This is a genomic window from Bradyrhizobium sp. JHI2711, assembly GCF_056156565.1.
In genome coordinates, this window is sequence record NZ_JBPZPT010000002.1 from 993,954 (window position 1) to 1,018,308 (window position 24,355).

A 24,355-nucleotide genomic window follows, 5' to 3' on the forward strand; every position below is an offset into this window, starting at 1 on the left:
ATCTATGCATGGTCCGCGCAGACAACCAGCCGGCGCGATCACAATTCCGCAGGGCGAGTTGCTCCCTCGCGGCGATCATGCCGCCCTGACATTTTGCGGCTTTATCGCTGTCCGCGACTGGAGCATGATCGACATCATCCAAAGCGGCAAGCGCAAAGAATTGCCGTCGGACGGAAACGAAGAGGACGATCATGCCCGGACCGGTTAAAGCGCAGCCAAAAGATATCGCGGCCGCACCCTCCGGCCTGCTGGCGCCCGATACGTCGGGCATGAATTTCTACCGCGCCGATCCCGCGCTCAGGGACCTGCTCCGCATCCATCTGCCGGAGAATCTGTTCCGACACATCGAGCCGCATCTCGACCGGCTCGGTGAGCTCGCCGGCGGCCATCTCGACGAATGCGCGCGGCTCGCCGACCGGCACACGCCCATCCTGCACCAGCGCGACAAGTTCGGCCGCGACGTGCAATGGATCGAATATCATCCGGCCTATCGCGAGCTGGAGAACGCCGCGTTCGGCGAGTTCGGCATCCACGCGCTTTCAATCCGCAAAGGCATCATGGGCTGGCCGGACAAATACCCTGTTGTGGCCAAGCACGCCTTCACCTTCCTGTTCAACCAGACCGAATTCGGCATGGGCTGCCCGATCAACGTCACCGATGGCTGCGCCAAGCTCTTGGCGAATTTCGGCAGCGAGGCGCTCAAGGCGAAATATCTGGATGGCCTGACCTCGACCGACATGAGCAAGCTGACCCAGGGCGGCCAGTTCATGACCGAGAAGGAAGGCGGCTCCGATGTCGGCACGCTGACCACGCGAGCCGTGCAGGAAGGCGACCATTGGCGCCTCTATGGCGAGAAATGGTTCTGCTCGAATGCCGACGCCAAGGTCGTGATGCTGTTGGCGCGCCCTGAAGGCGCCGGCCCCGGTACGCGCGGCGTCGGCCTGTTTTTGATGCCGCGCTTCCTCGACGACGGTTCGCAGAACCACTACCGGATCGTGCGCCTCAAGGACAAGCTCGGCACCCGCTCGATGGCCTCTGGCGAGATCAAGCTTGAAGGCGCGATCGCCTACGCTGTCGGCAAGCTCGACCGCGGTTTCGTGCAGATGGCCGAGATGGTGAACTCCTCGCGGCTCTCCAACGGCGTCAAGTCCACCGCGCTGATGCGCCGCGCTTATCATGACGCGATGACGGTGGCGACCAACCGCGTCGTGTTCGGCCAGCGCATTATCGATCTGCCGCTGGGGCGGCGACAAATGCTGAAGATCATGCTGCCGGTGGAGCAGGGCCTGTCGATGAGCTTCCTCACTGCTGATGCCCTCGACCGTGCCGAGGCCGGCAGCCAGGATGCCGCGGCGCTGCTGCGCATTCTCACGCCGACGCTGAAGTTCCGCGCCACGCGCGATGCGCGCAAGGTTTGCGGCGATGCGCTCGAGATGCGCGGCGGCATCGGCTATATCGAGGAATTCGCCACCGCCCGCCTGTTGCGCGATGCGCATCTCGGCTCGGTCTGGGAAGGCACCGGCAACATCGTCGCGATCGATGCGCTCCGCCGCGCAGTAGGCCGCCACGGCGCGGAATCCGCGCTCGCAGCCGATCTGCACGCCCGGCTCGGCGACAGCGCCTCGGTGCCGCAGGCTTGGCGCGATCATCTGCGTGGCCTCACCGACCGCGCCGTCGGCTTCGCACGCGAAGTTGCGGCCAAGTCCGAGAACGAAGCCGATGCGCGCCGCGCCACCAGCGCGCTCTATCACGTCGCCAGCGCAGTCGCGCTCGCCTGGGAAGCACACCGCATTTACGAGATGCGCGGCGATGCACGCCGGCTGCTGCTGTCGCGCCTCGTGACCGACCACCGCGTGGCGCCGAACGATCCGTTCCGGCTGACGGAAAATGCCGCGCAGGCGAAGATGGCCGAACTGCTGCTCGGCGATCGCGCAGCCGGCATGAGCGAGGTTGGCGAACTGGTTCTGGCGGCGTAGGCTGCGCGCTGCGATCAAACAAAAAGCGCGATAGGGAGTGTTCGATGAAGGCCGCCGTCCTCTATGAAGTCAACCAGCCGCTCGTCATCGAGGACATCAGCCTGCCGAAGCCGGGACCGCGCGAGGTGCTGATCCGCACCGCCGTCGCCGGCCTCTGCCACTCCGACCTGCATTTCATGGAAGGGCTCTATCCGCATCCGCTGCCGGCAGTGCTCGGACACGAATCCGCCGGCGTGGTCGAGCAGGTCGGCTCCGATGTCACCTATGTGAAGCCCGGCGACCATGTCGTCACATGTCTCTCCGTCTTCTGCGGCACCTGCGACAATTGCACGACCGGCCGCACCGTGCTCTGCACCGACGCGACGGTGAAGATGCTGCCGGGCGTCTCCAACCGGATGCAATGGTCGAAGCCGGAGAAGCTGCACCAGTTCCTCAATCTCTCCTCCTTCGCCGAGCAGATGCTGGTGCACGAGAATGCCATTGTGAAGATCCGCAAGGACATGCCGCTCGATCTCGCCGCGCTGATCGGCTGCGGTGTAATCACCGGCTATGGCGCGGTGGTGAACACGGCGAAGGTGACGGCCGGCGAGACCGTGGCGGTGATCGGCTGCGGCGGCGTCGGCATGGCCGCGATCAACGGCGCGCAGATCGCCGGCGCCGGCCGTATCATCGCCATCGATACCAATCCCGCAAAACTCCAGCTCGCGACCAAGCTTGGCGCGACCGACATCATCAACCCGGCCGACGGCGATGTCGTGAAGCAGGTCCGCGACCTCACCAATGGCGGCGTGCATCATTCCTTCGAGGTGCTCGGCCGCAAGGAGACGGCCGAGCAGGCTTTTGCGATGCTCGCCTCCGGCGGCACCGCCACCATCGTCGGCATGATCCCGTTTGGGCAGAAGATCGAGCTGCACGGCTTCGACTTTCTGCGCGAGCGCAAGATCCAGGGCTCCTCGATGGGCTCGAACCACTTTCGGGTCGACATGCCGCGCCTAGTCGACTTCTATTTGCGCGGCCGGCTGCATCTGGAAGACTGGATCTCGGCCAAGCTGAAGCTCTCCGAGATCAACGAGGGTTTTGCCAACATGAAGGCAGGCAAGACGCTGCGCAGCGTGATCGTGTTCGATAGCTAGCGGCCGTTACGGTGTCATCGCCCGGTCAAGCCGGGCATGACAGTTCGTAGCCCGGATGGAGCGAAGCGCAATCCGGGATCTTTGTCGCGGATCGGCTGTCCCGGATTTCGCTTCGCTCCATCCGGGCTACAGGACTTCGAAGCATCAATCATCGAACATCTTCGGCGGCACGAAGCCGCCGAACTCGCGCTCGATCAGCTCGGCGAGCTTGAGCGGCGTCCTGTCCTCGAGGAAGGGACCGACGATCTGCACACCGACAGGCAGACCGTGTTTCGACAGGCCGAGCGGAACGGCCGTTGCCGGCAGGCCCGGAAGCGTTGCGATGCCCGGCCAGGCGAGCTGGTCGGAATAGGGGTAATCCTTGCCGTCGATGCTGATCGTTCGCAGGCGTTGTTCCGGCGAATGATCGTGCGGAAAGGCCGGCGTCGGCATGATCGGGCAGATCACCGCGTCGAAGCTCTTGAACAACGCCCGCCATTGCGCGCGGAGCACGGCGCGGGTCCCTGCGTCGAGGACCCAGGCGCGGTGGCTCGCGGTGATGCCGCGCAGTCGCTCCGCGCCGAGGCTGCGATCTTCCGGCGAGAGCTGGCTCGCCCGCGCCTGCGCATCCGCCAACTCGTCGGGAGGTAGGAACGCGCCGAGGAAACCCAGCAGCATGCGCATGTAAAGCCGGGACGTCTCCGCGAAGTCCGGGAGCAGCGCGCTCTCGCGTGCGACGGTGACGCCGGCCTTCGCAAGATCGATTGCGAGCTTGTCGATTGCGCTGCGGACATCCCGGTCGCTCGGCAGCAGAGGATGGCTGTCGATCACCAGGATACGAAAATCCCGCAGCGACTGATGCCGCGCAGCCGGCAAATCGAGCTTGTAGGCGATACCGATGTCGAGAGGATCGGGTCCCGCCATGACGTCGAGCAGCAAGGACAGATCCGCCGCCGTGCGCGCCATCGGCCCGATGACGGCGAGGTCGCCCTCGCGCGGAATGGCTGGAAACGGCGGCGGGGTCTCGCCGCGCGCCGCGCAGAGATTAAGGGTCGGCTTGTGCGCGAACACGCCGCAATGAAATGCCGGCACACGCAGGGAGCCGCCGATGTCCGAGCCGGTGGCGAGCGCGCAATAGCCTGCGGCGAGGGCTGCCGCCGATCCCCCGGACGAACCGCCCGGCGTGCGGCCGAGATCGTAGGGGTTGTTGGTGGTGCCGTAGATGTCGTTGTAGCTCTGCCAGTCGCCGAGGCCGACCGGCACGTTGGTCTTGCCGAGGATCACGCCGCCGGCCTGCTTGATGCGGGTCACCGCCAGCGCGTCTTCCACGGGCTTGAAGCCCTTCTGCGGCACGAATCCCCAGGTCGTCGGCAGGCCTGCGATGTTGAAGGATTCCTTGATCGTCGTGGGCAGGCCGAGCAGCGGCTTGTGCTCGCCGCGCGCCAGCGCCGCATCCGCCTCGCGCGCCGCAACGAGCGCGCGATCGAAATCGCGCACGCACACCGCGTTGATCCTGCCGTCGTGCCGTTCGATACGCGCAATCGAATCCTGCGTGAGCTCGACCACCGAGACCTTCTTCGCACGCAACGCGGCCGACAATTCGCCCGCACTCTTGAAACTCCATTCCGATCCGGCCACGGCGCTTCTCCCGCTCTGGTTGCTCGAAGATGATGCGCAGTCTGGCCGAATCTCGCAACGGCTGTTTGATGAAGATTGTGGTTCCCGGTCAAATCAGGCCATGCCGGCCCTGGCGAGGAAGTCGAGCAGCAACCGGCTGACCGCGGCCGGCTGCTCCTGCTGGACCCAATGGCCGGCGCCGTCGACGAGATGGCAGCCGAGCATCTTCGTGCACGCGCTGCGCTGCATTGTCTCGAAAGCGCCGGCCCGTTGATAGGTGCCCCAATCCTGCTTGCCCGAGATGAAGCAGGAGGGCACATCGATGCTGCGGCCGGCAAGCAATTGCATCTCGTCATTGAGCATGCCCGATGTGCCGTAGCGGTACCATTGCAGCCCGCCCTGAAATCCGGTGCGGCTGTACTCGGCGCTGTAATAGGCAAGGTCGCTGTCCCGCAGCCATTGGTTCGCGGCGATCGCGGCCGGCGAGGGCATCTCCTTCGCGACCGTCTCGGCCATGGTCTCGTGCAAGTCCATCACGTAATAGGTCGGCAGCTTCGCCAGCTCCTGCGCCGACCATGCTTGCAGCGGATAGGGCTTGTTGTCGGTCCAGTCCGCGCTCTTGTGATGATAGTAGGCGCGCAGGAAATCATGCACGCCCTGCGGTGCCTGCTGCATATCGGCATTGGCTTCCCGTGTCGAATAATACCATTGATAGTGCTTGCGTGGCCGCGGCAGCGAGGCGAGCTCACGATGCACCGGGTCTTCCACCGCGGGCTTTGCCGGATTGTCGACCGTGCCGAACGGCAGCGGCGGCGGACCGCCGAACGGCGCGCTCATCATCGTCACCGAACGAAACACGTCGGGCCGGATCAAGGCGCACCAGGCTGCGACCGGGCTGCCAAAATCATGTCCGACCACATCGACCTGCCTGTAGCCGAACGCCGACACCAGGCCGAGCGCATCGCGCACGAGATTGAGAAGCGAGAACGGCGCGAGAGGGCCGTCGTACTCCGCGCTCCATCCCGTGGTGCGTCCGTAGCCGCGCTGGTCCGGTGCGATCACGTGGTAGCCGGCCGCGCTGAGCGCCGGCATCACCTTGCGCCAGGAGAAGGCGAGCTCGGGAAAGCCGTGCAGCAAGAGGATACAGCGCCGTCCTTTGGTCTCGAATCCGGCCTCCAGCACATGCATCCGCAAGCCGTTGATGCCCTCGACGTGACGCGAGCGGATGCCGGCGGGCAGGGGGATGTCGGGGAGCGCGGTCATGGTATTCTCCACACGGGCAGTATCGTAGGGTGGGTTAGCCCCGGGGATTGCGCGAAGCGCAAGCCGCGCGGCGTAACCCACCTCTTTATTCTCCGCGGAGGCAGAAGTGGTGGGTTACGCTCGGCGTCTGCGCTTCGCGCAGCCGCAGAGCTAACCCACCCTACGACAGCCAGACTAAACCGCCACACATTCGAACGCGTTGCCCTTGCTCCTGATCTTCCCGACCGACGGCGAGGGGAAATGCGCGGTGCAGCACAGCGTGTCGGTGTCGCAATAGCGTTCCAGGAAGCTGCGGCGCGTCTTCGCGGCTGCGGCCGGATCGACGTCGAACTTGATCGACAGCTCCGGATAGAGCGTCTGCAGCGGCGAGTGCATGAGATCGCCGGAGAACACCGCATCGTCCTTGCCGCGGCCCATCGTGATGGCGATATGGCCGGGCGTGTGACCCGGCGTCGGCAGGATGCGGACGTGGTCGCCGATTTCGTGGTCATTGCCGACGAGCTCGTGCCTGTTGGCCTCGACGACCGGCAACACGCTGTCGACGAAGGGCGGAATCTCCGTCTTCGCGTTCTGCGCGGACCAGTGATCGAACTCCTGCTTGGCGAACAGATAGCGCGCCTTGGGGAAGGTCGGCACCCAGCGGCCGTTCTCCAGACGCGTATTCCAGCCGACATGATCGACATGCAGATGCGTGCACATCACGAAGTCGATGTCGTCGACCGAGAACCCCGCGGCATCGAGTCCCCGCAGGTAGGTATCGTCCGTCTTCATGTTCCATTTCGGACGATTGGGCCGCGGCTTGTCGTTACCGACGCAGCTATCGACCAAAATGGTGTGATGCGGCGTCTTCACCACGTAGGATTGGAAGCACAGCAGCAGCACGTCCTCTTCGTCCAGCGCCTTCGACTCGCGCATCCAGGTCCGGTTCTCGGCCAGCACGTCCGGCGTCAGTCCCGGCAGCATCTCCAGCGCCGGGACGAACGAGGTCTCCTGCTCGATGATGCGATGGATGGTGAGATCGCCGACCGAGAACTTGAGGCTCATGAGAACTCCCGAGATACCAGCATGATCCGGAAAAGTGTGCAGCGGTTTTCCGACAAGATCATGCTCAAACAACAAGCTAAAGCGCGACGATGGTCGCGCTTTAGCTGGCCGGCGGCACCGAGATCTTGACGGAGGGCCGCTCCAGCATCTTCTGGTGGAATGCGTCGAGCTTCGGAAAGGCCTTACGCCAGCCGCAATCGGCGAAGCGGAAGTCGGCATAGCCGAGCACGCAAACGAGGCCGATCTGCGAGATGTCGAACGGGCCGTTCAGCACGTCAGGCATGTTCTCGAAGCGCGCCATGCCGGTCCAGGCCCTGTTCCAGTGGTCGTCCGACCAGGCCTGCCATTGCAGGCCCTGCGGCCGCACCATCTTCTCGTAGCGGCACAGCAGCATGGAATCGAGCATGCCGTTGATCAGCGAGTGATTGGTCTTGGCTTTCCAGCGCCGCGGGCCGTAATCCGGGATCAGGCTGCCGCCGGCGATCTCGTTGAGATATTCGACGATGACATAGGAATCCAGGATCACGTCGCCGTCATTGGTGATCAGCACCGGCAGCTTCTTCAGCGGCGTGATCTTCGAATAATCCTCGTTGGCGGTGCCCGGCGTGACGCTCGCGGGCACGAGCTCGATCTTGTCGATCAGCCCGAGCTCGATCGCAGCGATGCGCACCTTGCGGGCAAAGGGCGAGGCAGGGGAGAAGGTGAGCTTCATGGAGAGTATCCCACAAATGAACGTTTTGTTTCGTCATTGCGAGGAGCGAAGCGACGAAGCAATCCAGAGTGTTGCCGCGGAGGGATTCTGGATTGCTTCGCTTCGCTCGCAATGACGGCGAGAGGGCGGAGGCTTACGCCGCCACGATCTCCTGGCGCTGCTCGCCGAGGCCCTCGATGCCGAGCGTGACGACGTCGCCGACATTGAGGAAGGTCGGCGGCTTCATGCCGAGGCCGACGCCGGGCGGGGTGCCCGTGGTGATGACGTCGCCGGGCAGGAGCGTCATGAACTGCGAGACATAGGAGATGCACTTGGCCATCGAGAAGATCATGGTCTTGGTCGAGCCGGTCTGGCGGCGCTGGCCGTTGACGTCGAGCCACATCGACAGTTCCTGCACGTCCTTGATCTCGTCCTTGGTGGCGAGCCACGGCCCGAGCGGGCCGAACGTGTCGTGCGACTTGCCCTTGGTCCACTGGCCCAGGCGCTCGATCTGGAAAGCGCGCTCGGAGACGTCGTTGCAGACGCAATAGCCGGCGACGTGGTTCAGCGCGTCGGCTTCCGAGACGTATTTGGCGCGGGTGCCGATGATGGCGGCGATCTCGACCTCCCAGTCGAGCTTGGTCGAGCCGCGCGGCTTCTCGACGGGATCATTCGGGCCCGACAGCGAGGTATTGGCCTTCATGAAGATGATCGGCTCGCTCGGGATCTCGGCGCCGGTCTCCTTGGCATGGTCGGAATAGTTGAGGCCGATCGCGACGAATTTCGAGATACCGGTGACGGGGGCGCCGAACCGGGGCTTGCCGGAGACGGCGGGCAGCGAGCCGGGATCGAGCGCGGCCAGCTTCTTCAGGGATTCAGGCGAATAGGCCTCGCCGGTGAGGTCCTTCAGATGCGCCGACAGGTCGCGCAACTGGCCGGATCTGTCGATCAGGCCGGGCTTTTCCGCACCCTTCTCGCCATAACGAACAAGCTTCATTCTCGTTTCTCCCTGGGAATGGACCGATCGGTTAACTGCTTCATGGAACAGGGCGGCGGGAAATTCAACCGCCCAAAACGGGCATCACCCCAGCGCCACGAACCTGAATGCGTCGCCGTCTCGCTTGATATGTCCGGCGGAATAATGACCGCCGATCACCAGTGTGGGTGTGTCGGCAAAGCGCGAGAACACCGCGTGCCGGCTTGCCGCCGAACGCGCGGGATCGGTATCCACGGTCGAGCACCAGTCGAGATGGGCCATCTGGCAGGGATGATGGGCAACGTCGCCGGTCAGAAGCGCCTGCTCGCCATCGGACTCGATCAGGACGCTCATGTGCCCCGGGCTGTGACCGGGGGTCGGGATCATTTCGATCTCCTCGCAAAGCCGATGGTCACTCGGGACCAGATCGGCCTGGCCGGCATTGACCACTGGCTTCACGGAGTCGTTGAACACCGCGACCTTGTCCGGCTCGGCCGTGTAATCACGCCAGTGCTCATATTCGGTCCTGCCGAAAACGTAGCGCGCCTTCGGGAACGTCGGCACCCATCGGCCGTCAACCAGCCGCGTATTCCAGCCGACATGGTCGACGTGAAGATGCGTGCACAGCACGGTGTCGATGCTGTCAGGCGGAAACCCCGCCGCGGTCATGGTCTCCAAGAACGGCGTGCTGCGGTTGTTCCAGGTGGGGACGCCGCGGCCTTGCTTGTCGTTGCCGAGGCCGGTGTCCACCACGATCCGGCGCGTCGGCGTCTCCACCACCAGCGAGTGGATCGACATTTTCAGCCGGCCTTCGTCGGTGGCGAAATGCGGGATCAGCCAGGGCAGCTTCCGGATCTCGTCATGGGTGGCTGCCGGCAGGATGAAGCGGGTCGAGCCGACCGTCTCCATTTCGACGAATTTCGTGATCCTGACCTTGCCGACCTTCCACTGCATCCGCCGCCTCCCATTTTCTTGCTCTTGCGCTGGAACATGCACGTTTTCTGCCATCGGGCGCAATGGATCATCTGAGGTGATGTGGCGTTATCGCGGGGAACCTAGCCGAAGAGGACGCCATGCCAGAGCTTGCGATTTCCGCGGAAAAGGTCGCCTTTATCATCGAGAAGGCGCGCGAATTCGACGTCAAGGAGGGAGCTTCTGATCCGGACTCCGGCTCGAACGCGGCCGACGACGATATGATGGACGTCCTCGACGACGATGGCTCCGATCCTGTCGTCCAGGAGCTCGGAAGCTTCATGATCGCCCTGAACGAGGACGAGCAGCTCGACCTCGTCGCGCTGACCTGGCTCGGCCGCGGCGACGGGACGATCGATGACTGGGACGATCTGCGCGCCCGCGCGTCGGAGGCGCGCCGTGAATATGGCAGCCCACGCCGCGAAACGGTGCACTATCTGCTCGGCGAGCCCATGCTGGGCGATCTGCTCGCGAACGGGCTCGACGAATTCGGCATCGACTGGACCGATGAGCGCACCACCGCCGATTCCTCCGCTCCGAGCCAGCAGGATGAGGACGAGCCGACCAAGCAGCGGTGATGATTTTACCTCGCCCCGCTTGCGGGGAGAGGTCGGCGCGAAGCGCCGGGTGAGGGGGAGTCTCCGCGAGTCCGACTGTCACCGTGCTTGCGGAGAGAGCCCCTCACCCCAACCCTCTCCCCGTAAGAACGGGGCGAGGGAGTACATCTGCAAACGCGACTACAGCGTCCCCGGGAACGCGCCACCATCCAGCAGAATGTTCTGTCCGGTGATGAAGCCGGCCTTGGCGCCGCACAGGAAGGCGCAGGCATAGCCGAATTCGTCGGGCTGACCGAAGCGCCCCGCGGGGTTGAGCTTGGCGCGCTCGGCCAGGATCTGCTGCGGTGTGACACCGCGCTTGTCGGCTTCGCCCTTCGCGGTGCTGGTCAGGCGATCGGTCTCGAACGGGCCCGGCAGAAGGCCGTTGATGGTGACGTTGTTGATGACGGTCTTGCGCGACAGGCCGGCGATGAAGCCGGTGAGGCCGGCGCGGGCGCCGTTGGAGAGGCCGAGAATATCGATCGGCGCCTTCACCGCGGCCGAGGTGATGTTGACGATGCGGCCGAACTTGCGTGCCATCATGCCGTCCACGGTCGCCTTGATCAGCTCGATCGGGGTCAGCATGTTGGCGTCGATCGCCTTGATCCAGTCGTCGCGGGTCCAGTTGCGGAAATCGCCGGGCGGCGGGCCGCCGGCATTGTTGATCAGGATGTCGGGCTCGGGGCAGGCCTTCAGCACCGCCTCGCGGCCCGCCGGCGTCGTGATGTCGCCGACGATCTCGGTGACCGTCACGTCGGGATAGGCCTTGCGGATCTCGTCGGCGGTCTTCTTCAGCGCATCAGCGCCGCGCGCGGTCAGCGTGACGTCAACGCCGGCCTCCGCCAGTGAGAAGGCGCAGGCGCGCCCGAGGCCCTTGCTGGATGCACAGACGATGGCGCGGCGACCTTTGATCCCAAGATCCACTGTTTCACTCCCGTAAATGTCAGGCAGGTTTTGGACGGCGGCTACATTAGCCAACTGTGATGCCGCTGATAAGGGATCGGCCCGCACCAAAATGCATGCGCCTCGCGGCTAGCGATGCAAATGCGCCAGATCAGATCCGCCGCTCCTGCTTGAGGCGGTCGATCGCGGCGGCAGCCTCCGGCGGCAGGGACTTGAAGCCCATCTGGCCCGCGGTCGAGAACAGCGGCCGCAGATGCGAGCCCGCGAGGAAGGGCGGCTGGCGGTTCGTCGGCACGATCTGATCGAACACCAGCACCAAGGTGGTGGCGACGAGGCCGACCCTGACGGCGCCGAGCGCCGCGCCGCCGAGCCGGTCGCCGAGGCCGGCCTCGCCGATCGTGTCGTTCAGCGCGATGCGGCCGATGTGGCCGAACAGCATGCCGACGACCACGAAGATGGCGAAGAACCAGATCCAGTTCTGCAGCAGCGGCGAGTTCGGATTGCCGGCGATCTGCGGTGCGATCAGCGGCATCAGCGCCACCGCGATCGGGGCGGCGAGCAGATAAGCGAGGATGGTCATGGCGCTGCGTAGCAGCCCGGTCCTGAACCCCAAGCCGACCGCGACAGCCAGCGCGGCATAGACGGCGAGATCGAAACTGTTCATGCGCGAAAGCCCTGCCTCGACGGAACGAATGAACGCCGAGCCGATCATTCCGGTTTCAGATCGCTAAAATCGTCTGTATTGGTGGCTCCAAAGCTTAAAGGAACCGTCCAAGGAACGCGTCATGTCAGACCTATTCGACGTCAGTAAAGAAACCATCCTCGTCACGGGTGCGAGCCAGGGGCTCGGCCGGCAATTTGCCCGGGTGCTGGCGGCGCATGGTGCGGCCGTGGCGCTCGCTGCGCGGCAGACCGACAAATTGAAGGGCCTGGAAGAGGAGATCCGCGGCAAGGGTGGTCGCGCCGCTGCGGTCGCGCTCGACGTCACCGACACCGCCTCGATCGCCAGGGCGGTCGATGCCGCCGAGGCCGCGCTCGGCCCCGTCACCGTGCTGATCAACAATGCCGGCATCGCCATCGAGAAGCTCGCGACCGAGCAGACCGAGGCGGATTGGGACGCCGTGATCGGTGCCAATCTCAAAGGCGCCTATTTCCTCGCAACCGAAGTGGCGCGGCGCATGATCGCGCGCAAGCAGCCGGGCAACATCGTCAACATCGCCTCCGTGCTCGGCACCGGCGTCTTGAAGGCGCTCTCGCCTTACGCGATCTCCAAGGCCGGCATCATCCAGGCGACGAGAGCGATGGCGCTCGAGCTCGCGGGCCAGAACATCCGCATCAACGCGCTGGCGCCCGGCTATATCGATACCGAGATGAACCACGCCTTCTGGTCGACGCCGGCAGGCGAGCGCCTCGCCAAGCGCATCCCGCAACGCCGCGTCGGCGCCGAGTCCGATCTCGACGGCGCGATCCTGCTGCTGGCGTCGAATGCGTCGCGCTACATGACGGGCAGCGTGGTGACCGTGGACGGCGGGTTCTTGCTGAGTTGAACGTGTCTTCGCCTCTTCCCGCGTGCGGAGAGGCCGGAATTTGCGAAAGCAAATTCCGGGTGAGGGCGAGCCTCCGCGATTCGAGACGGCGAGTACACGCGTCGCTCTATCCGCGTCGTCATTGCGAGCGTAGCGAAGCAATCCAGAATCCCACCGCGGAAAGACTCTGGATTGCTTCGCTGCGCTCGCAATGACGGAAAACGACTTAGCGCATCTCTCCACGGATCATATCCGCCGCCTTCTCCCCGATCATGATGGTCGGCGCATTGGTGTTGCCGCCGATCAGCGTCGGCATGATCGAGGCGTCGACGACGCGCAATCCTCCGATGCCATGCACCTTCAATGCCGGATCGACCACGGCCATCGCGTCGGTGCCCATCTTACAGGTGCCGACGGGGTGATAGACGGTGTCGACACGCGCGCGCAGAATGGCGCGGATGTCCTCGTCCGTCTTCACGTCGGATGTGAACATGTCCTTCTTCTGCAGCGCCCGCATCGCAGGCGTCTCCATCAGTCGCCGCGTCGTCTTGAAGCCGGCGACCATCGCCTCGAGATCCTCCGCCTCGCCCAGAAAGTTCGGGTCGATCATCGGCGTTGCGAGCGGATCGGCGCTTTTCAGCCAAATGCTGCCGCGGCTCTTCGGCCTGAGCAGACAGAAATGGCATGAGAAGCCCGCCTCTTTGTGCTTCTTGCGGCCGTGGTCGTCGAGCATCGCGATGACGAAGTGGAGCTGGATATCAGGTACGTCGAGATCAGGCCGGGTTTTCAGGAAGCCGCCGCACTCGGCGAAATTGGTGGTCATCACGCCGCGCCGCTCGCGGCGATATCGCTGGATACCGCGCAGCAGGGATGGCAACCGACTGATCGAGGCGTGAACGAAGTGCGGATAGTCGGAGGCGTAGACGAACACGAAGTCCGGATGGTCCTGCAGATTGCGCCCGACGCCGGGCAGGTGACGCACGACGTCGATGCCGTGGGCGGCGAGCGCGTCGCCATCGCCTAGTCCCGACAGCATCAACAGCTGCGGCGACTGGAAGGCGCCGGCGGCGAGGATCACCTCGCGGCGGGCGCGCAGCTGCCTTGTCTGCCCGCCCTGCACATATTCGATGCCGACCGCGCGCCCAGCTTCGAACAGGATCTTCGTTGCCTGCGCTCCCGTCTCGACCCGCAGATTCGGCCGCTTGCCGAGATGAGGAGCCACATAAGCCCGCGCCGCGCTCCAGCGCTCGCCGCCCCGCTGGGTCACCTGGTAGCTGCCGAGCCCTTCGTGGTCCTCTTCATTGAAGTCCTCGCGGATGCGGAACTGCGCCTCGCGTGCGGCCTGATGGAAGACGTCGTGGATCGGATTGTCCGAGCGCAGCTTGTTGACATGCAGCGGGCCGCCCTTGCCGTGATATTCGCCGTCGAAATCGGCGTTGTCTTCCGAGCGCTTGAAGTAGGGCAGCACGTCCGCATACGACCAGCCGGAATTGCCGAGCGCGGCCCAATGGTCGTAATCCCGTTTGTGGCCGCGGATATAGACCATGGCGTTGATCGCCGAGGACCCGCCGAGGCCCTTGCCGCGCGGCTGATAGCCGATGCGGCCGTTCAATCCCTTCTGCGGCACGGTATCGAAGGCCCAGTTGGCCGCGGCATAGGGCAACGCGAGCCCGAATGGCGTCGTGATCCGCCAGGTGTCGTTGCGTCCCCCTGCATCAAGCAGCGCGACGGATGTGCCCGCATCCTCCGACAGTCGCCCCGCAATTGTGCAGCCGCCCGAGCCCGCGCCCACGACGACGAAATCGAATGTGTCGGTCAATGTTGTTTCCCCCCCGTTTACCGTCATTCTGGGGCGCGCGAAGCGCGAACCCGGAATCTCGAGGTTCGCTTCGCCTCCCGGAACGGCACCCCGGCGTTTTCGGCCTTAATCTTGTTGCCGCAGGCTGGCCGTTTGTGGAACTTCTGGCAAGAGCGCGCGGAACGGCGCGGAAACTCGTCGATTCCCCTGTCACAAAGTCGAAAAAAACGTTCCCGCAGCCCTTTCCAAAGGCAGCCCGCCTTGATACATACCCCCCGCACCCGACGGGCATTGCCCCTCGGGTCGCCTTCCAAGGAAGCCTTTGGGACGGAAGTGGAAAGCCAGCGCGACCAGCGCCGGCCTCAACCGACCGTCCCCAGGATTTAACCGAAGGCACGCAAAGGTTTAACGCGGGGTGGAGCAGCCCGGTAGCTCGTCAGGCTCATAACCTGAAGGTCATAGGTTCAAATCCTATCCCCGCAACCAAATTCGGATTGACCGGATCCGAGACGACAACGGCCCGCTTGATGCGGGCCGTTTTTGTTTGGCGATGGGATCGCCGCGCTACCTCGCCGCGGTCTGCCAGGCGAGTAGCCGCTGCTCGACCAGTGACATCGCAATCGACGTCAAATATCCGGTCGCGCCGAGCAGGATGACGCCGGCGAAGAGGTCGGCGGACCGGAACGCGCGTGCCGAGAGCAGCACCCAGTGACCAAGGCCGTCGAGGCCGGCCAGGATCTCGCAGACCACCGAGAGGATCAGCGCGACGGTCAGGCTGAGCCGCATGCCCGCGAGGATATCCGGCAATGCCGAGGGCAGGGCGATCTTGGCGATGATTGCGGTGCGCGACATCTGCAGCGAGCGGGCGACCTCATAGAGCCGCGGCTCGACTGCGGCAAAGCCGTGAACGGTTGCGAGCATGATCGGCCAGATCGCGCCGAAGGCGATCACGAACAGCGCCATGCCTTGCGTCAGCCCGAGCATCGCGATTGCGACCGGGATGATCGCCGAGACCGGCAGGGGCCTTAAGAATTCCAGCGACGGCGCGACATAGGCGCGCATCATCCGGGACGAACCGATCAGCGCGCCAAGCGCAATGCCGGCGATCGAGGCGGCGAACCAGCCATAGGCCATGTGCTCCAGCGTGCCGATGAGCTTGCCCGCGAGATCGCCGCTGGAAAAGCCGCGCACCAAAGCGGCCCAGGCGCGGTCCGGACCGGGCAGGAACACCGGCGACACTAGCTTCAGATTGGCGACGAGTTGCCACGCCGCGATGAAGCCGGCTGCGACGAGGGCGCTTGCGACACGCCAGAGGATCGCGGTGCGCTTCATGGATTGTCTCCGGCGAGCGCGGCGCGGCCGAACAGACGGCGCTGGGCGGCGATCAACAGCATGTTCAGCGCGTAGCCGATCGCGCCGATCCAGACGAGATAGGCGAGCATCAGGTCGGCGCGCAGGGCCTGCTGTGCCAGCATGATGCCGGCACCCAAGCCGATCGGGTTGATGGCGATCTCGACGGTGACCGCGACGATCAGGGCGATCCCGGCCGACAGGCGGAAGGCGACAAAGATCCGCGGCAGTGCGGCCGGGATCACGATCTTCGCGATCCGTTGCGGCGCGCTCAGCCGCAAGGCCCGCGACACTTCCATCAATCGCGGCTCGATGCTGCGCACCGCGCTGCGGGTCATGATCAGCATCGGCCAGACGCAGGCGAACGCCACGATCACGATCTCCATGCGATAGCCAAAGCCGAGCGCGATCAACGCAATCGGCAGCAGCGCGATCGAGGGAATCGGGCGAATCGCCTCGACCGTCACCTCCATCAGCCGGTCAAGCGGACGCGAAATGCCGAAGGCGATGCCGAGCGCAAGCCCGATGGCGCTGCCGATGGAAAGACCCGCGAAGGCAGCGAACAGCGTGTCGCGGGTCGCGATCGGGATCGAGAGATCGGCGAGCGCCGTGGCCAGCGCCGCGAGGATTGCGCTCGGCGGCGCCAGGCTGTCGCTTTGCAGATGGGTGAGGCGCGCCCAGAGCTCAAACGCCAGCACCAGCGCCAGCGGCAGCAGCAAGGGCTTGGTGCGATCGAGGCTCAATGCTCGGTCGCCTTGATGAAGTCGAACAATTGCCGGCGCAGCCGCAGGAATTCCGGATGCTCGCGGGTGGCAAGCTGGTCGCGCGGACGCGGCAGGTCGACGTCGAGTTCGATCCCGATCCGGCCCGGATGCGGCAAGAGGCCGATGACGCGGTCGCCGAGATAGATCGCCTCGTCGAGATCGTGGGTCACGAAGATCACGGTGGTCTCGCTCGCCTGCGTCAGCGACAGGACCTCGTCCTGCAAGCCCTGCCGCGTCATTGCATCCAGCGCACCGAACGGCTCGTCCATCAAGAGCGTGGTCGGCTCCTGCGCAAGGCAGCGCGCGATCTGCAGGCGCTGCTGCATGCCCCCGGACATTTCGGCCGGATATTTGTCGGCATGGCCGGGCAGTCCGACCTTGCGCAGCAGCGCCTCGATGCGCGCGCCGCGTTCGCGCGCCGGCACACGCGAGGCTTCCAGCGCCAGCGAGATGTTTCCGGCCGCGGTCCGCCACGGCAACAGCGCCTTGCCGTAATCCTGGAACACGATCGCGACCTCACGCCGCGGCTCGGTGATCTCTTCGCCGTCAAACGTCACCGCGCCGCTCGTGGGGCGATAGAGGCCTGCGGCGAGCCGCAGCGCCGTGGTCTTGCCGCAGCCGGAGGCGCCGACGATGCAGAGGAATTCGCCCGGCCGCACCTGGAGATCGAGGTTCTCGATGATGATCTTGCCGCCGAGCCGCAGCGTCGCGGCGTTGAACGCGATCAGCGGTTTCTGCCGCCGCGCGGCGCGCGCCTCAATGAGCCTTGCAACGACGCTCATGATTGTTCCCCGCCCACCTGCGGATAGACGAAATCGATGGTCGAGTGCAGATGCGCCGCCAGCATTTTTTGCGCGGCGGCCACGTCGCGGGCGAGCACGTGGTCGGCGAGCATCTGGTGACTGCGGATGAATCTCTCGCTGCTGTCGATGGCGCCCATCATCACGCGGCGATAGCGGTAGGCCTGGTCGTAGAGGTCGGAGTGGGCGGCCAGCATGCGCCGCGAGCCGCAGGCGGCGAGCAGCGCGGTGTGGAAGCCCTTGTGCAGCCGGTCGAACTCCGCCGCGCCCTCGCGGAATTCGTCGCCGGTGCGCTCGATGTGTCGGCGCATCTGATGCAGCGCGCTGATGATGCCGGCCTCCCAGGCAGCATCGCCGTGGAGGATGGCGAGCTTGACCGCCTCGATCTCGACCGCCGTCCGCATGCAGGTGATGTCGGCGAGATCCTCGCGGCTGACCTCGGCGACGCGGAAGCCGCGCTGGCCGATGCCGACGATGAGGCCGCGCGACATCAACCGCGAAAGGCCTTCGCGCAGGGGCGTGGCGCCGATATCGTAACGTTGCACGAGGTCGAGGATGCCCAGCCGCGATCCCGGTGCGAGATCTCCCGCCAGGATGTCCTGCTCGATGAGGTTTGCGGCACGCTCGCTCAAGGTGCCGGCTTCCGTCGGCAGGCGTTCGAGAGTGCGCTCGGGAGCTGGCATCGTCGATATCCCTTAGTTCAGCACCAGTTTCGCGGTGTCGAGCTTCGATTGCAGCATCTTCTGCGACGACATCACCTCGATCCACCAGCTGAGGTTTTGCGGCTTGAGGTTCGGCTCGGACTGGTTCGGCGGCGTTGCCTTGACCAGCTCGAGCGGCTGCTTGGTGAACTTGGCAATCGAGGCCGAGGCCTTCTCGCGGTCGCCGTTGACGATCGCGGCCGCCTCCGCGACGGCTTCGCGGAATTTCTTCACGGTGGCCACATTCTTCTCCGCCCAGTCGCGCGAGGCGGCATAGAAGATGATCGGATCGGTGCGGCCGAGCTCGGCACCGTAGCGCGCGCCGACCGAGCCGAGCCCCGCATTGCTCATGCGCGTGACGAACGGCTCGGCCGTGAGCACGGCATCAACGCCGCCCGACTTGATGATGTCGGCCATGGTCGGGAAGGTGACTTCGACGAAATTGACGCTTTTGGGATCGACGCCTTTTTCGACCAGCCATTTCACGAACAGCACATGGAGAAAGGCGTTCAGGCCGGGCGCGCCGACCTTCTTGCCGATGAAATCCTTGGGATCCTTGATGGTGATGCCGTTGCGGACGAAGGCGGCGATCGCGGTGTTCGAGGTCGGATTCATGACCGAGGCGCCGGCGATCGCGACCAGGTCGAGGCCCCCGTCGACGGCCTGGAGGAAGACGGTGGAGGTGGGGCCGCCGACCTGAATCGAGTTCGACAGGATCGCCGCCGGGATGTTGGAATTGATCGCGATCGGCGTCATCTCGACGTCCAGCCCATGCTTTTTGAAAATGCCTTCGTCGACCGCGACCATGGCCGAGGCGCAGTCGGAGGTCGCGGTGCAGCCGATTTGGATCTTGGCTTGCGCCAGCGCGGGTGCCGTCAGGCCAGCAGACATCCCGAGCACGAGGCCCGCCAACATCGTTCTGCTCGTTCGCCTCACTGCGCTCTCCCCGTTTTGTATTTTTCAGTCTTGTTTATCGATATTTTATCTGATCATATATTTGAAACGATGACAAGGGGTGCCCAAGGTGAAGCTCGCAACATTCAAAACGGCCGGTCAGGAGAAGATCGGAGCCGTCCATAGCAATGACAGCCAGGTGCTTGACCTCGCCGCCGCGGCCGCACGGGACGGCGGAGCCGATCCGGCCTTCGGCTCGATGCTGGCGCTGATCGACGCCGGGCCCCGCGCGCTCGATCGGGCCCGGGCGCTGCTCGACAAGCACGGAAAGGACGCGACGCTGTCGGCGGCGGTCACCACCGTCGACATCCTCGCGCCGGTGCCGGAGCCGAGGCAAATGCGCGACGGCATGTCGTTCCCCCTGCACATCCTGCAGGCGCCGCGCGGGCAGCAAAAGCTCGCCGCGCGTGCCAAGGGCGACATGGCGGAATTGGCGCGCATCGACGCCGAGCCGCTCGGCGAATTGCCCGAGGTCTATCGCAAGCAGCCGATCTACTACATCACCAACCGCTTCAGCGTCCGCGGCACCAACACCACGGTGAAATGGCCGCGCTACAGCAAGGTGATGGACTACGAGCTCGAATTCGGCATCATCACCAAGAACAAGGGCGCGAACATCACGCCTGCGAGGGCTGGGGATCACATCTTCGGCTACACCATCTTCAACGATTTCTCCGCGCGCGACGCCCAGCGCATCGAGATGGAGGGGCGGCTCGGCCCTGCCAAGGGCAAGAGTTTTGACGGCGGCAATGTGATGGGGCCCTGGATCGTGACGCCGGACGAGATCGGTGATCCCTACAAGCTGAAGATGGAAGCGCGCGTCAACGGCGAGACCCGCTCCAAGGGCATCTCCGAGGGCATGCTGTTTTCGTTCGAGGAGATCATCGCGCACGTCTCCCAGGACGAGACGCTGATGCCCGGTGAATTCATCGGCTCCGGCACGGTCGGCAATGGCTGCGGCCTCGAGCTCGGCTGGTTTCTCGAGCATGGCGATACGATCGAGCTCGAGGTCGAGAAGATCGGCATTTTGAAGAATCGCGTCGAGCGGCAAGAAACCTGAAGGGGGCGTCTGAAGGCGCGCTTGAAGCGACGCCTGACTGCCGCCAACGAGAACAATCAACGAGGAAGCGCCATGACGAGCAAGCTGATCGACATCTCCGTCCCCCTCCAGAACGACGTGCCGGCCGACCCGCCTGGCAATCATCCGACGATCCAGTACATCAATCATCAGCAGGGCCTGCCGCGCATGCTGCAGTTCTTCGATGGACTGAAGGCCGAGGATCTGCCTGATGGCCAGGGCTGGGCGGTGGAGCAGGTCAGCCTCTCCACCCACAACGGCACGCATCTCGATGCGCCCTGGCATTTTCACCCGACCATGAATCGCGGCGAGCGGTCCTGGACCATCGACGAGGTGCCGTTGGAATGGTGCTTCCAGCCCGGCGTGAAGCTCGACTTCCGGCACTTGCCGGACGGCTATGTCGCGACGGCCAAGGACATCGAGGCCGAGCTCAAGCGCATCGGCCACGAGCTGAGGCCGCTCGAGATCGTCGTGGTCAACACCAGCGCCGGAGCCAAATATGGCCGGCAGGACTACGTTACCTCGGGCTGCGGCATGGGCTATGAGGCAACCATGTACCTGCTCGAGCGCGGTGTGCGCCTGACCGGCACCGATGGCTGGAGCTGGGACGCGCCGTTCGTTCACACCGCGAAGAAATATGCCGAGACGAAAGACGCCAGCCTGATCTGGGAAGGCCACAAGGCCGGACGCCATATCGGCTATTGTCATCTCGAGAAGCTGCACAATCTCGAACTGCTGCCGCCAACCGGCTTCAAGGTGTCATGCTTCCCCGTCAAGATCGAGCGAGCCTCGGCCGGATGGACGCGAGCGGTCGCGATTTTGGAGGGGTAGCTTATTGTCCCGTTGGGCGCCCATGGCGTCAAAAGGTCGAGCCACCCCGCCCGTCGCTTGTTGTCTCTACCCTTGATGGAATCGAACCCGGTAGTCATGCGGCAGCACGTTCAGGCGGCGGCGGAACGCGCGGCGTAGATGCTCCTCGCTCTGAAAGCCTGCGCGCGCGGCGATTTCCTTGATAGGGGAGGCGGACTCTTCCAGCGCGCGCCGGGCAGCCTCGACGCGAAGCTCTTCGACCGCCTTGGCGGGCGTGCGGCCGGTCTTCTGGCGAAACACGCGCGCGAAGGTGCGCGGGCTCATGCCCGCTCGTTCGGCGAGACTTTCGACACGCAAATCGCGGCCGAGATTTTCTTGCATCCAGCTCGAAATTTTTTCGAGAGCCCGATCTTCCGAGGCCTGCATTGACAGCGGCACGCTGAATTGCGCCTGCCCGCCGGGCCGCTTGAGGAAAACGACGAGGCGCCGCGCGATGCGCATGGCCTCGCGATGGCCGAGATCATCTTCCAGCAGCGTGAGCGCCAGATCGATGCCGGCCGTCACGCCTGCCGATGTCCAGATGCCGCCGTCATGCACGAAGACCGGGTCGACCTGAACCGAAACGTCGGGATGTTTTGCGCGCAGCAGGTCACAGGAACCCCAATGGGTGACCGCGCGCCGCCCGCGCAGCAGCCCGGCTGCGGCGAGGATGAATGTGCCCGTGCAGACCGAGCAGACGCGCCTTGCCTTCGGCGCTGCCAGGCGAAACCAATCGACCAGCGCGGCTTCTGCAGCGGCGCGATGGACGCCGGGACCGCCACCCACCATGAGGGTGTCGATGTTCTTGTGGTCGCAGTCAGCGAGGGCGGTCGTCATCACCTCCAGACCGGACGAGGTTTTGACCGACCCGCCTTTCAACGAGCAGATCTGCCAGACATAGGGCGCGCGCCCCGCTTTCGACGTTTCGCAGGCCAGTTCGAAGGCCTGTAGCGGTCCGGCAAAGTCGAGCAGCAGACAGTCGTCGAAAAGGACGAAGACCACGCGGCGGGGGGCGGAACGGGCCATTGGCAGCGCCTTGAGCAGGGAAGGCTTGGCAGGAATTGCGTGTGTTATGACATTTCGGCAGAGGCCCTCCGCTGTCAACATGAGTTATCCAACGTTAGGAGGGCTCCATGTCCGGCAAGCGGATCGAAATCGGAATTCTGTACTATCCTGGGATGACGCAACTGGACGTCACCGGACCATTCGAAGTTTTTGCCCGTCTGCCGAACGTCCGCATGCACCTGCTGTGGAAGCGCATCGAGCCCGTCGTCAGCGACGTCGGTCTGCCGCTGCTGCCAACCACGACCTTTGCCGAATGCCCGGATCTGGACGTGTTCTGCATCGGCGGCGGTCCGGGACAAGTCGCCACCATGGACGATGACGAGGTGATTGCCTTCGTTCGCGACAAGGGTGGATCGGCGCGCTACATCACCTCAGTTTGCGCCGGCTGTCTGATCCTCGGCGCCGCGGGCCTCATCGATGGATACAGGTCAGCCTGCCATTGGCTGATGAGCGACCAGCTTGCTGCGTTTGGCGCCATCGCCGTCGACGAACGCGTCGTGGTCGACCGCAACCGCATTTCCGGCGGTGGGGTCACCGCCGGTATCGATTTCGGTTTTCAGGTTGCCGCCGAACTCTGCGGCCAAGACGTTGCAAAAAACCTCCAGCTGATGCTGGAATATCAGCCGCAGCCGCCGTTCGACATCACCGTGCAGAATGCGCCGCGTGAGCTGATTTCCCGCATGCGCCGCGAGGCCGAACCTTGGCTGCAAAAGCGCGCAGCCGCGGTGCAGAAGGCGGTTTCTAAACTCAAGGCGAGAGCAACGGCGGCTTAAGCTGTTCGAGACAGGGAGGAAAGGCACAAGCGCCCTTATTGGAAAGGTGTTCGCATGAACTGGCACGGCCGCATCGCTACGCTTCTCGTCGTTGGGACTTTCATCGCATCTTTTCTGCCCACCCACGCCGCCGAACTCTCCGGTCGCGTGGTCCGGATCGGCATCATCAATGACCAGACCGGGCCATTGTCCGACCTGTCGGGATCGGGCTCCGTGGCGGCAGCCAGGATGGCGGCGGAAGACTTTCAGAAACTGGTGCCGTCGATCAATGTCGAGATTTTGGCCGCCGATCACCAGAACAAGCCCGATATCGGCGTCGGCATTGTCCGCAAATGGTTCGACGTCGACGGCGTCGACATGGTCGCCGACGTCTCCAATTCGGCCGTGGGGCTGGCGATCCAGTCGCTGGCGCGTGACAAGAACAAGATTGCGGTCTACTCGGCGGTGGCGACCACCGAACTGACGGGCAAACAATGTTCGCGAAACGGCCTGGCGTGGCTGCACGATTCCTACAATCTGGTGTCGGGACCGATCCGCACCCTGGTCAGCCAGGGCTACGACACCTGGTTCTTCATCGCGGCCGATTACGCGTTCGGCAAGAACATGGTGTCGGAATCGCAGCGCGTGCTGGCGGCGGCGGGCGGCAAGTCGCTCGGCGCGGTGTATCACCCGATTGGCAACGCGGACTACAGCTCTTTCATCCTGCAGGCGAAGGCGTCCGGCGCCAAGGCGATCGCCTTCGCCAATGCCGGCGACCAGCTCGTCAACCTGATGAAGCAATGGAACGAGTTCGGCATGAACACGGGAAGCCAGAAGCCGGTGGCCGAACTGATGTTCGACACTGATGTTCATGCGATGGGCCCGAAAACCGCCAAGGGCCTGACCACGCTGACGGCATGGTACTGGGCGTTGGATGACGAGAGCAGGGCGTTCGGCCAGCGCTTCTTCAAGCTTCGCAGCGCCATGCCCACGGCACCGCAAGCCGCGGTCTATTCCGGCGTCAGCCACTATCTGAAAGCAGTCGCTGCCGCAGGCACCGATGCGACGGATCCAGTGCTGGAGAAGATGCGCTCGACGCCCGTCGACGATTTCTACGCACGCGGCGCGAGGTTGCGCGACGACGGCAAGCTCGTGCACGACTTCTATCTTGTGCAGGTGAAGGATCCGTCCGAGGTCAAGGCACCCTGGGAGTACTATAACGTGCTCGAGAAAATTCCAAGCGGCGAAGTCTACGCTTCGCTGGCTGACAGTGAATGCCCACTGGTCAAGCGGGGCAATTGAGGTTGGAGTGCCAATCCCGCGACCTGATGGATAATCGTGATCGTGAGCTTGGTCGGCGCGCATTACGGTGACGGTGCTGGACCGCGCCACGGTGACAGTGCTGGACCGCGCCAACTCCGACTGTGCATCGGCCAACGTTGGAGAAAACAAAAAGGCCTGACGAGCCTCAACCGCGCAACTCGCTCGCCGAAAGGCGCCGCCACATCCCGGCCCGCCCGACCTCCTGCGATGATGCCACTATGCTCCTGTTTTGCCCGACGAAGCAA

General features: G+C 64.4%; 24 protein-coding genes and 1 tRNA gene. 10 read left to right on the forward strand and 15 right to left on the reverse strand.

Annotated features, from left to right (window positions below):
- Nucleotides 1-4: 4 nt before the first annotated feature.
- From ACTEK7_RS17215 to ACTEK7_RS17225, 3 genes are read left to right on the forward strand one after another with little or no spacing between them, the layout of a single operon-like run.
- On the forward strand, nucleotides 5-208 hold the full coding sequence (locus ACTEK7_RS17215) for a hypothetical protein (protein WP_035997131.1): 204 nt from the start codon (nucleotides 5-7) through the stop codon (nucleotides 206-208).
- Nucleotides 192-1,976, forward strand: coding sequence for an acyl-CoA dehydrogenase family protein (locus ACTEK7_RS17220; RefSeq protein WP_225146259.1), 1,785 nt, complete (start codon nucleotides 192-194; stop codon nucleotides 1,974-1,976). The genes ACTEK7_RS17215 and ACTEK7_RS17220 overlap by 17 nt, the downstream gene beginning before the upstream one ends.
- Before the next feature lie 44 nt (nucleotides 1,977-2,020).
- Nucleotides 2,021-3,109: a Zn-dependent alcohol dehydrogenase gene (locus ACTEK7_RS17225; RefSeq protein WP_035997137.1), complete on the forward strand. Its 1,089-nt coding sequence runs from the start codon at nucleotides 2,021-2,023 to the stop codon at nucleotides 3,107-3,109.
- A 144-nt stretch (nucleotides 3,110-3,253) separates the two neighbouring features.
- Here the strand turns inward: ACTEK7_RS17225 and ACTEK7_RS17230 are convergent, their stop codons facing one another.
- The 6 genes from ACTEK7_RS17230 to ACTEK7_RS17255 all read right to left on the reverse strand — a co-directional run bounded on the left by ACTEK7_RS17230 (nucleotide 3,254) and on the right by ACTEK7_RS17255 (nucleotide 9,633).
- Nucleotides 3,254-4,726, reverse strand: a complete 1,473-nt coding sequence (locus tag ACTEK7_RS17230; protein WP_225146260.1) for an amidase — start codon at nucleotides 4,724-4,726, stop codon at nucleotides 3,254-3,256.
- 93 nt (nucleotides 4,727-4,819) lie between these two features.
- Entirely contained in the window at nucleotides 4,820-5,968 is a 1,149-nt protein-coding gene (locus tag ACTEK7_RS17235; protein ID WP_109145606.1) for an alpha/beta hydrolase, read from the reverse strand.
- 174 nt (nucleotides 5,969-6,142) lie between these two features.
- The gene (locus ACTEK7_RS17240; protein ID WP_109142290.1) at nucleotides 6,143-7,012 is read right to left on the reverse strand and encodes an MBL fold metallo-hydrolase; all 870 of its coding nucleotides are present in this window, start codon (nucleotides 7,010-7,012) and stop codon (nucleotides 6,143-6,145) included.
- Nucleotides 7,013-7,112: 100 nt separating this feature from the next.
- Entirely contained in the window at nucleotides 7,113-7,724 is a 612-nt protein-coding gene (locus ACTEK7_RS17245; RefSeq protein ID WP_109142291.1) for a glutathione S-transferase family protein, read from the reverse strand.
- A 133-nt stretch (nucleotides 7,725-7,857) separates the two neighbouring features.
- On the reverse strand, nucleotides 7,858-8,700 hold the full coding sequence (locus ACTEK7_RS17250; RefSeq protein WP_225146261.1) for a fumarylacetoacetate hydrolase family protein: 843 nt from the start codon (nucleotides 8,698-8,700) through the stop codon (nucleotides 7,858-7,860).
- Nucleotides 8,701-8,784: 84 nt separating this feature from the next.
- On the reverse strand, nucleotides 8,785-9,633 hold the full coding sequence (locus tag ACTEK7_RS17255) for an MBL fold metallo-hydrolase (protein ID WP_225146262.1): 849 nt from the start codon (nucleotides 9,631-9,633) through the stop codon (nucleotides 8,785-8,787).
- Between the two features lie 119 nt (nucleotides 9,634-9,752).
- On the opposite strand from ACTEK7_RS17255, the gene ACTEK7_RS17260 reads away from it, so the two are divergent.
- On the forward strand, nucleotides 9,753-10,229 hold the full coding sequence (locus tag ACTEK7_RS17260) for a DUF3775 domain-containing protein (RefSeq protein ID WP_035997316.1): 477 nt from the start codon (nucleotides 9,753-9,755) through the stop codon (nucleotides 10,227-10,229).
- A gap of 159 nt (nucleotides 10,230-10,388) precedes the next feature.
- Here the strand turns inward: ACTEK7_RS17260 and ACTEK7_RS17265 are convergent, their stop codons facing one another.
- Nucleotides 10,389-11,171 carry an SDR family oxidoreductase gene (locus ACTEK7_RS17265; RefSeq protein WP_035997153.1) on the reverse strand — a complete coding sequence of 261 codons (783 nt, stop codon included), beginning with the start codon at nucleotides 11,169-11,171 and terminating at the stop codon, nucleotides 10,389-10,391.
- A 130-nt stretch (nucleotides 11,172-11,301) separates the two neighbouring features.
- A complete protein-coding gene (locus ACTEK7_RS17270; RefSeq protein ID WP_036021099.1) occupies nucleotides 11,302-11,814 on the reverse strand; it encodes a CvpA family protein in 513 nt (170 codons plus the stop codon).
- Between the two features lie 121 nt (nucleotides 11,815-11,935).
- Between ACTEK7_RS17270 and ACTEK7_RS17275 the strand changes: the two genes are divergently transcribed.
- Nucleotides 11,936-12,697, forward strand: a complete 762-nt coding sequence (locus ACTEK7_RS17275) for an SDR family oxidoreductase (protein ID WP_225146263.1) — start codon at nucleotides 11,936-11,938, stop codon at nucleotides 12,695-12,697.
- 205 nt (nucleotides 12,698-12,902) lie between these two features.
- Here ACTEK7_RS17275 and ACTEK7_RS17280 read toward each other — a convergent pair whose 3' ends face one another.
- A complete protein-coding gene (locus ACTEK7_RS17280) occupies nucleotides 12,903-14,495 on the reverse strand; it encodes a GMC family oxidoreductase (protein WP_225146264.1) in 1,593 nt (530 codons plus the stop codon).
- Nucleotides 14,496-14,883: 388 nt separating this feature from the next.
- On the opposite strand from ACTEK7_RS17280, the gene ACTEK7_RS17285 reads away from it, so the two are divergent.
- A tRNA-Met gene (locus ACTEK7_RS17285) sits at nucleotides 14,884-14,960 on the forward strand.
- 78 nt (nucleotides 14,961-15,038) lie between these two features.
- On the opposite strand, the gene ACTEK7_RS17290 is transcribed toward ACTEK7_RS17285, so the two are convergent.
- The 5 genes from ACTEK7_RS17290 to ACTEK7_RS17310 are packed head-to-tail and all read right to left on the reverse strand — an operon-like array spanning nucleotide 15,039 to nucleotide 19,004.
- Nucleotides 15,039-15,806, reverse strand: coding sequence for an ABC transporter permease (locus ACTEK7_RS17290; RefSeq protein ID WP_225146265.1), 768 nt, complete (start codon nucleotides 15,804-15,806; stop codon nucleotides 15,039-15,041).
- Nucleotides 15,803-16,567, reverse strand: coding sequence for an ABC transporter permease (locus ACTEK7_RS17295; RefSeq protein WP_109142297.1), 765 nt, complete (start codon nucleotides 16,565-16,567; stop codon nucleotides 15,803-15,805). Before ACTEK7_RS17295 ends, ACTEK7_RS17290 begins: the two co-directional genes overlap by 4 nt.
- Entirely contained in the window at nucleotides 16,564-17,370 is an 807-nt protein-coding gene (locus ACTEK7_RS17300; protein WP_225146266.1) for an ABC transporter ATP-binding protein, read from the reverse strand. Before ACTEK7_RS17300 ends, ACTEK7_RS17295 begins: the two co-directional genes overlap by 4 nt.
- Nucleotides 17,367-18,071: a GntR family transcriptional regulator gene (locus tag ACTEK7_RS17305; protein ID WP_225146267.1), complete on the reverse strand. Its 705-nt coding sequence runs from the start codon at nucleotides 18,069-18,071 to the stop codon at nucleotides 17,367-17,369. Before ACTEK7_RS17305 ends, ACTEK7_RS17300 begins: the two co-directional genes overlap by 4 nt.
- A gap of 12 nt (nucleotides 18,072-18,083) precedes the next feature.
- Nucleotides 18,084-19,004 (reverse strand): ABC transporter substrate-binding protein, encoded by a 921-nt coding sequence (locus tag ACTEK7_RS17310; RefSeq protein ID WP_225146268.1) that lies wholly within the window; start codon nucleotides 19,002-19,004, stop codon nucleotides 18,084-18,086.
- 109 nt (nucleotides 19,005-19,113) lie between these two features.
- Here ACTEK7_RS17310 and ACTEK7_RS17315 point away from each other — a divergent pair, with 109 nt between their 5' ends.
- Both ACTEK7_RS17315 and ACTEK7_RS17320 read left to right on the forward strand, forming a co-directional pair.
- A complete protein-coding gene (locus ACTEK7_RS17315; protein ID WP_225146269.1) occupies nucleotides 19,114-20,103 on the forward strand; it encodes a fumarylacetoacetate hydrolase family protein in 990 nt (329 codons plus the stop codon).
- Between the two features lie 72 nt (nucleotides 20,104-20,175).
- On the forward strand, nucleotides 20,176-20,952 hold the full coding sequence (locus ACTEK7_RS17320; RefSeq protein WP_225146270.1) for a cyclase family protein: 777 nt from the start codon (nucleotides 20,176-20,178) through the stop codon (nucleotides 20,950-20,952).
- Nucleotides 20,953-21,018: 66 nt separating this feature from the next.
- On the opposite strand, the gene ACTEK7_RS17325 is transcribed toward ACTEK7_RS17320, so the two are convergent.
- Entirely contained in the window at nucleotides 21,019-21,996 is a 978-nt protein-coding gene (locus ACTEK7_RS17325; protein WP_225126619.1) for a GlxA family transcriptional regulator, read from the reverse strand.
- 107 nt (nucleotides 21,997-22,103) lie between these two features.
- Between ACTEK7_RS17325 and ACTEK7_RS17330 the strand changes: the two genes are divergently transcribed.
- The gene (locus tag ACTEK7_RS17330; protein ID WP_225146271.1) at nucleotides 22,104-22,808 is read left to right on the forward strand and encodes a DJ-1/PfpI family protein; all 705 of its coding nucleotides are present in this window, start codon (nucleotides 22,104-22,106) and stop codon (nucleotides 22,806-22,808) included.
- Nucleotides 22,809-22,862: 54 nt separating this feature from the next.
- On the forward strand, nucleotides 22,863-24,089 hold the full coding sequence (locus ACTEK7_RS17335; protein ID WP_225111535.1) for an ABC transporter substrate-binding protein: 1,227 nt from the start codon (nucleotides 22,863-22,865) through the stop codon (nucleotides 24,087-24,089).
- Nucleotides 24,090-24,355 lie beyond the last annotated feature (266 nt).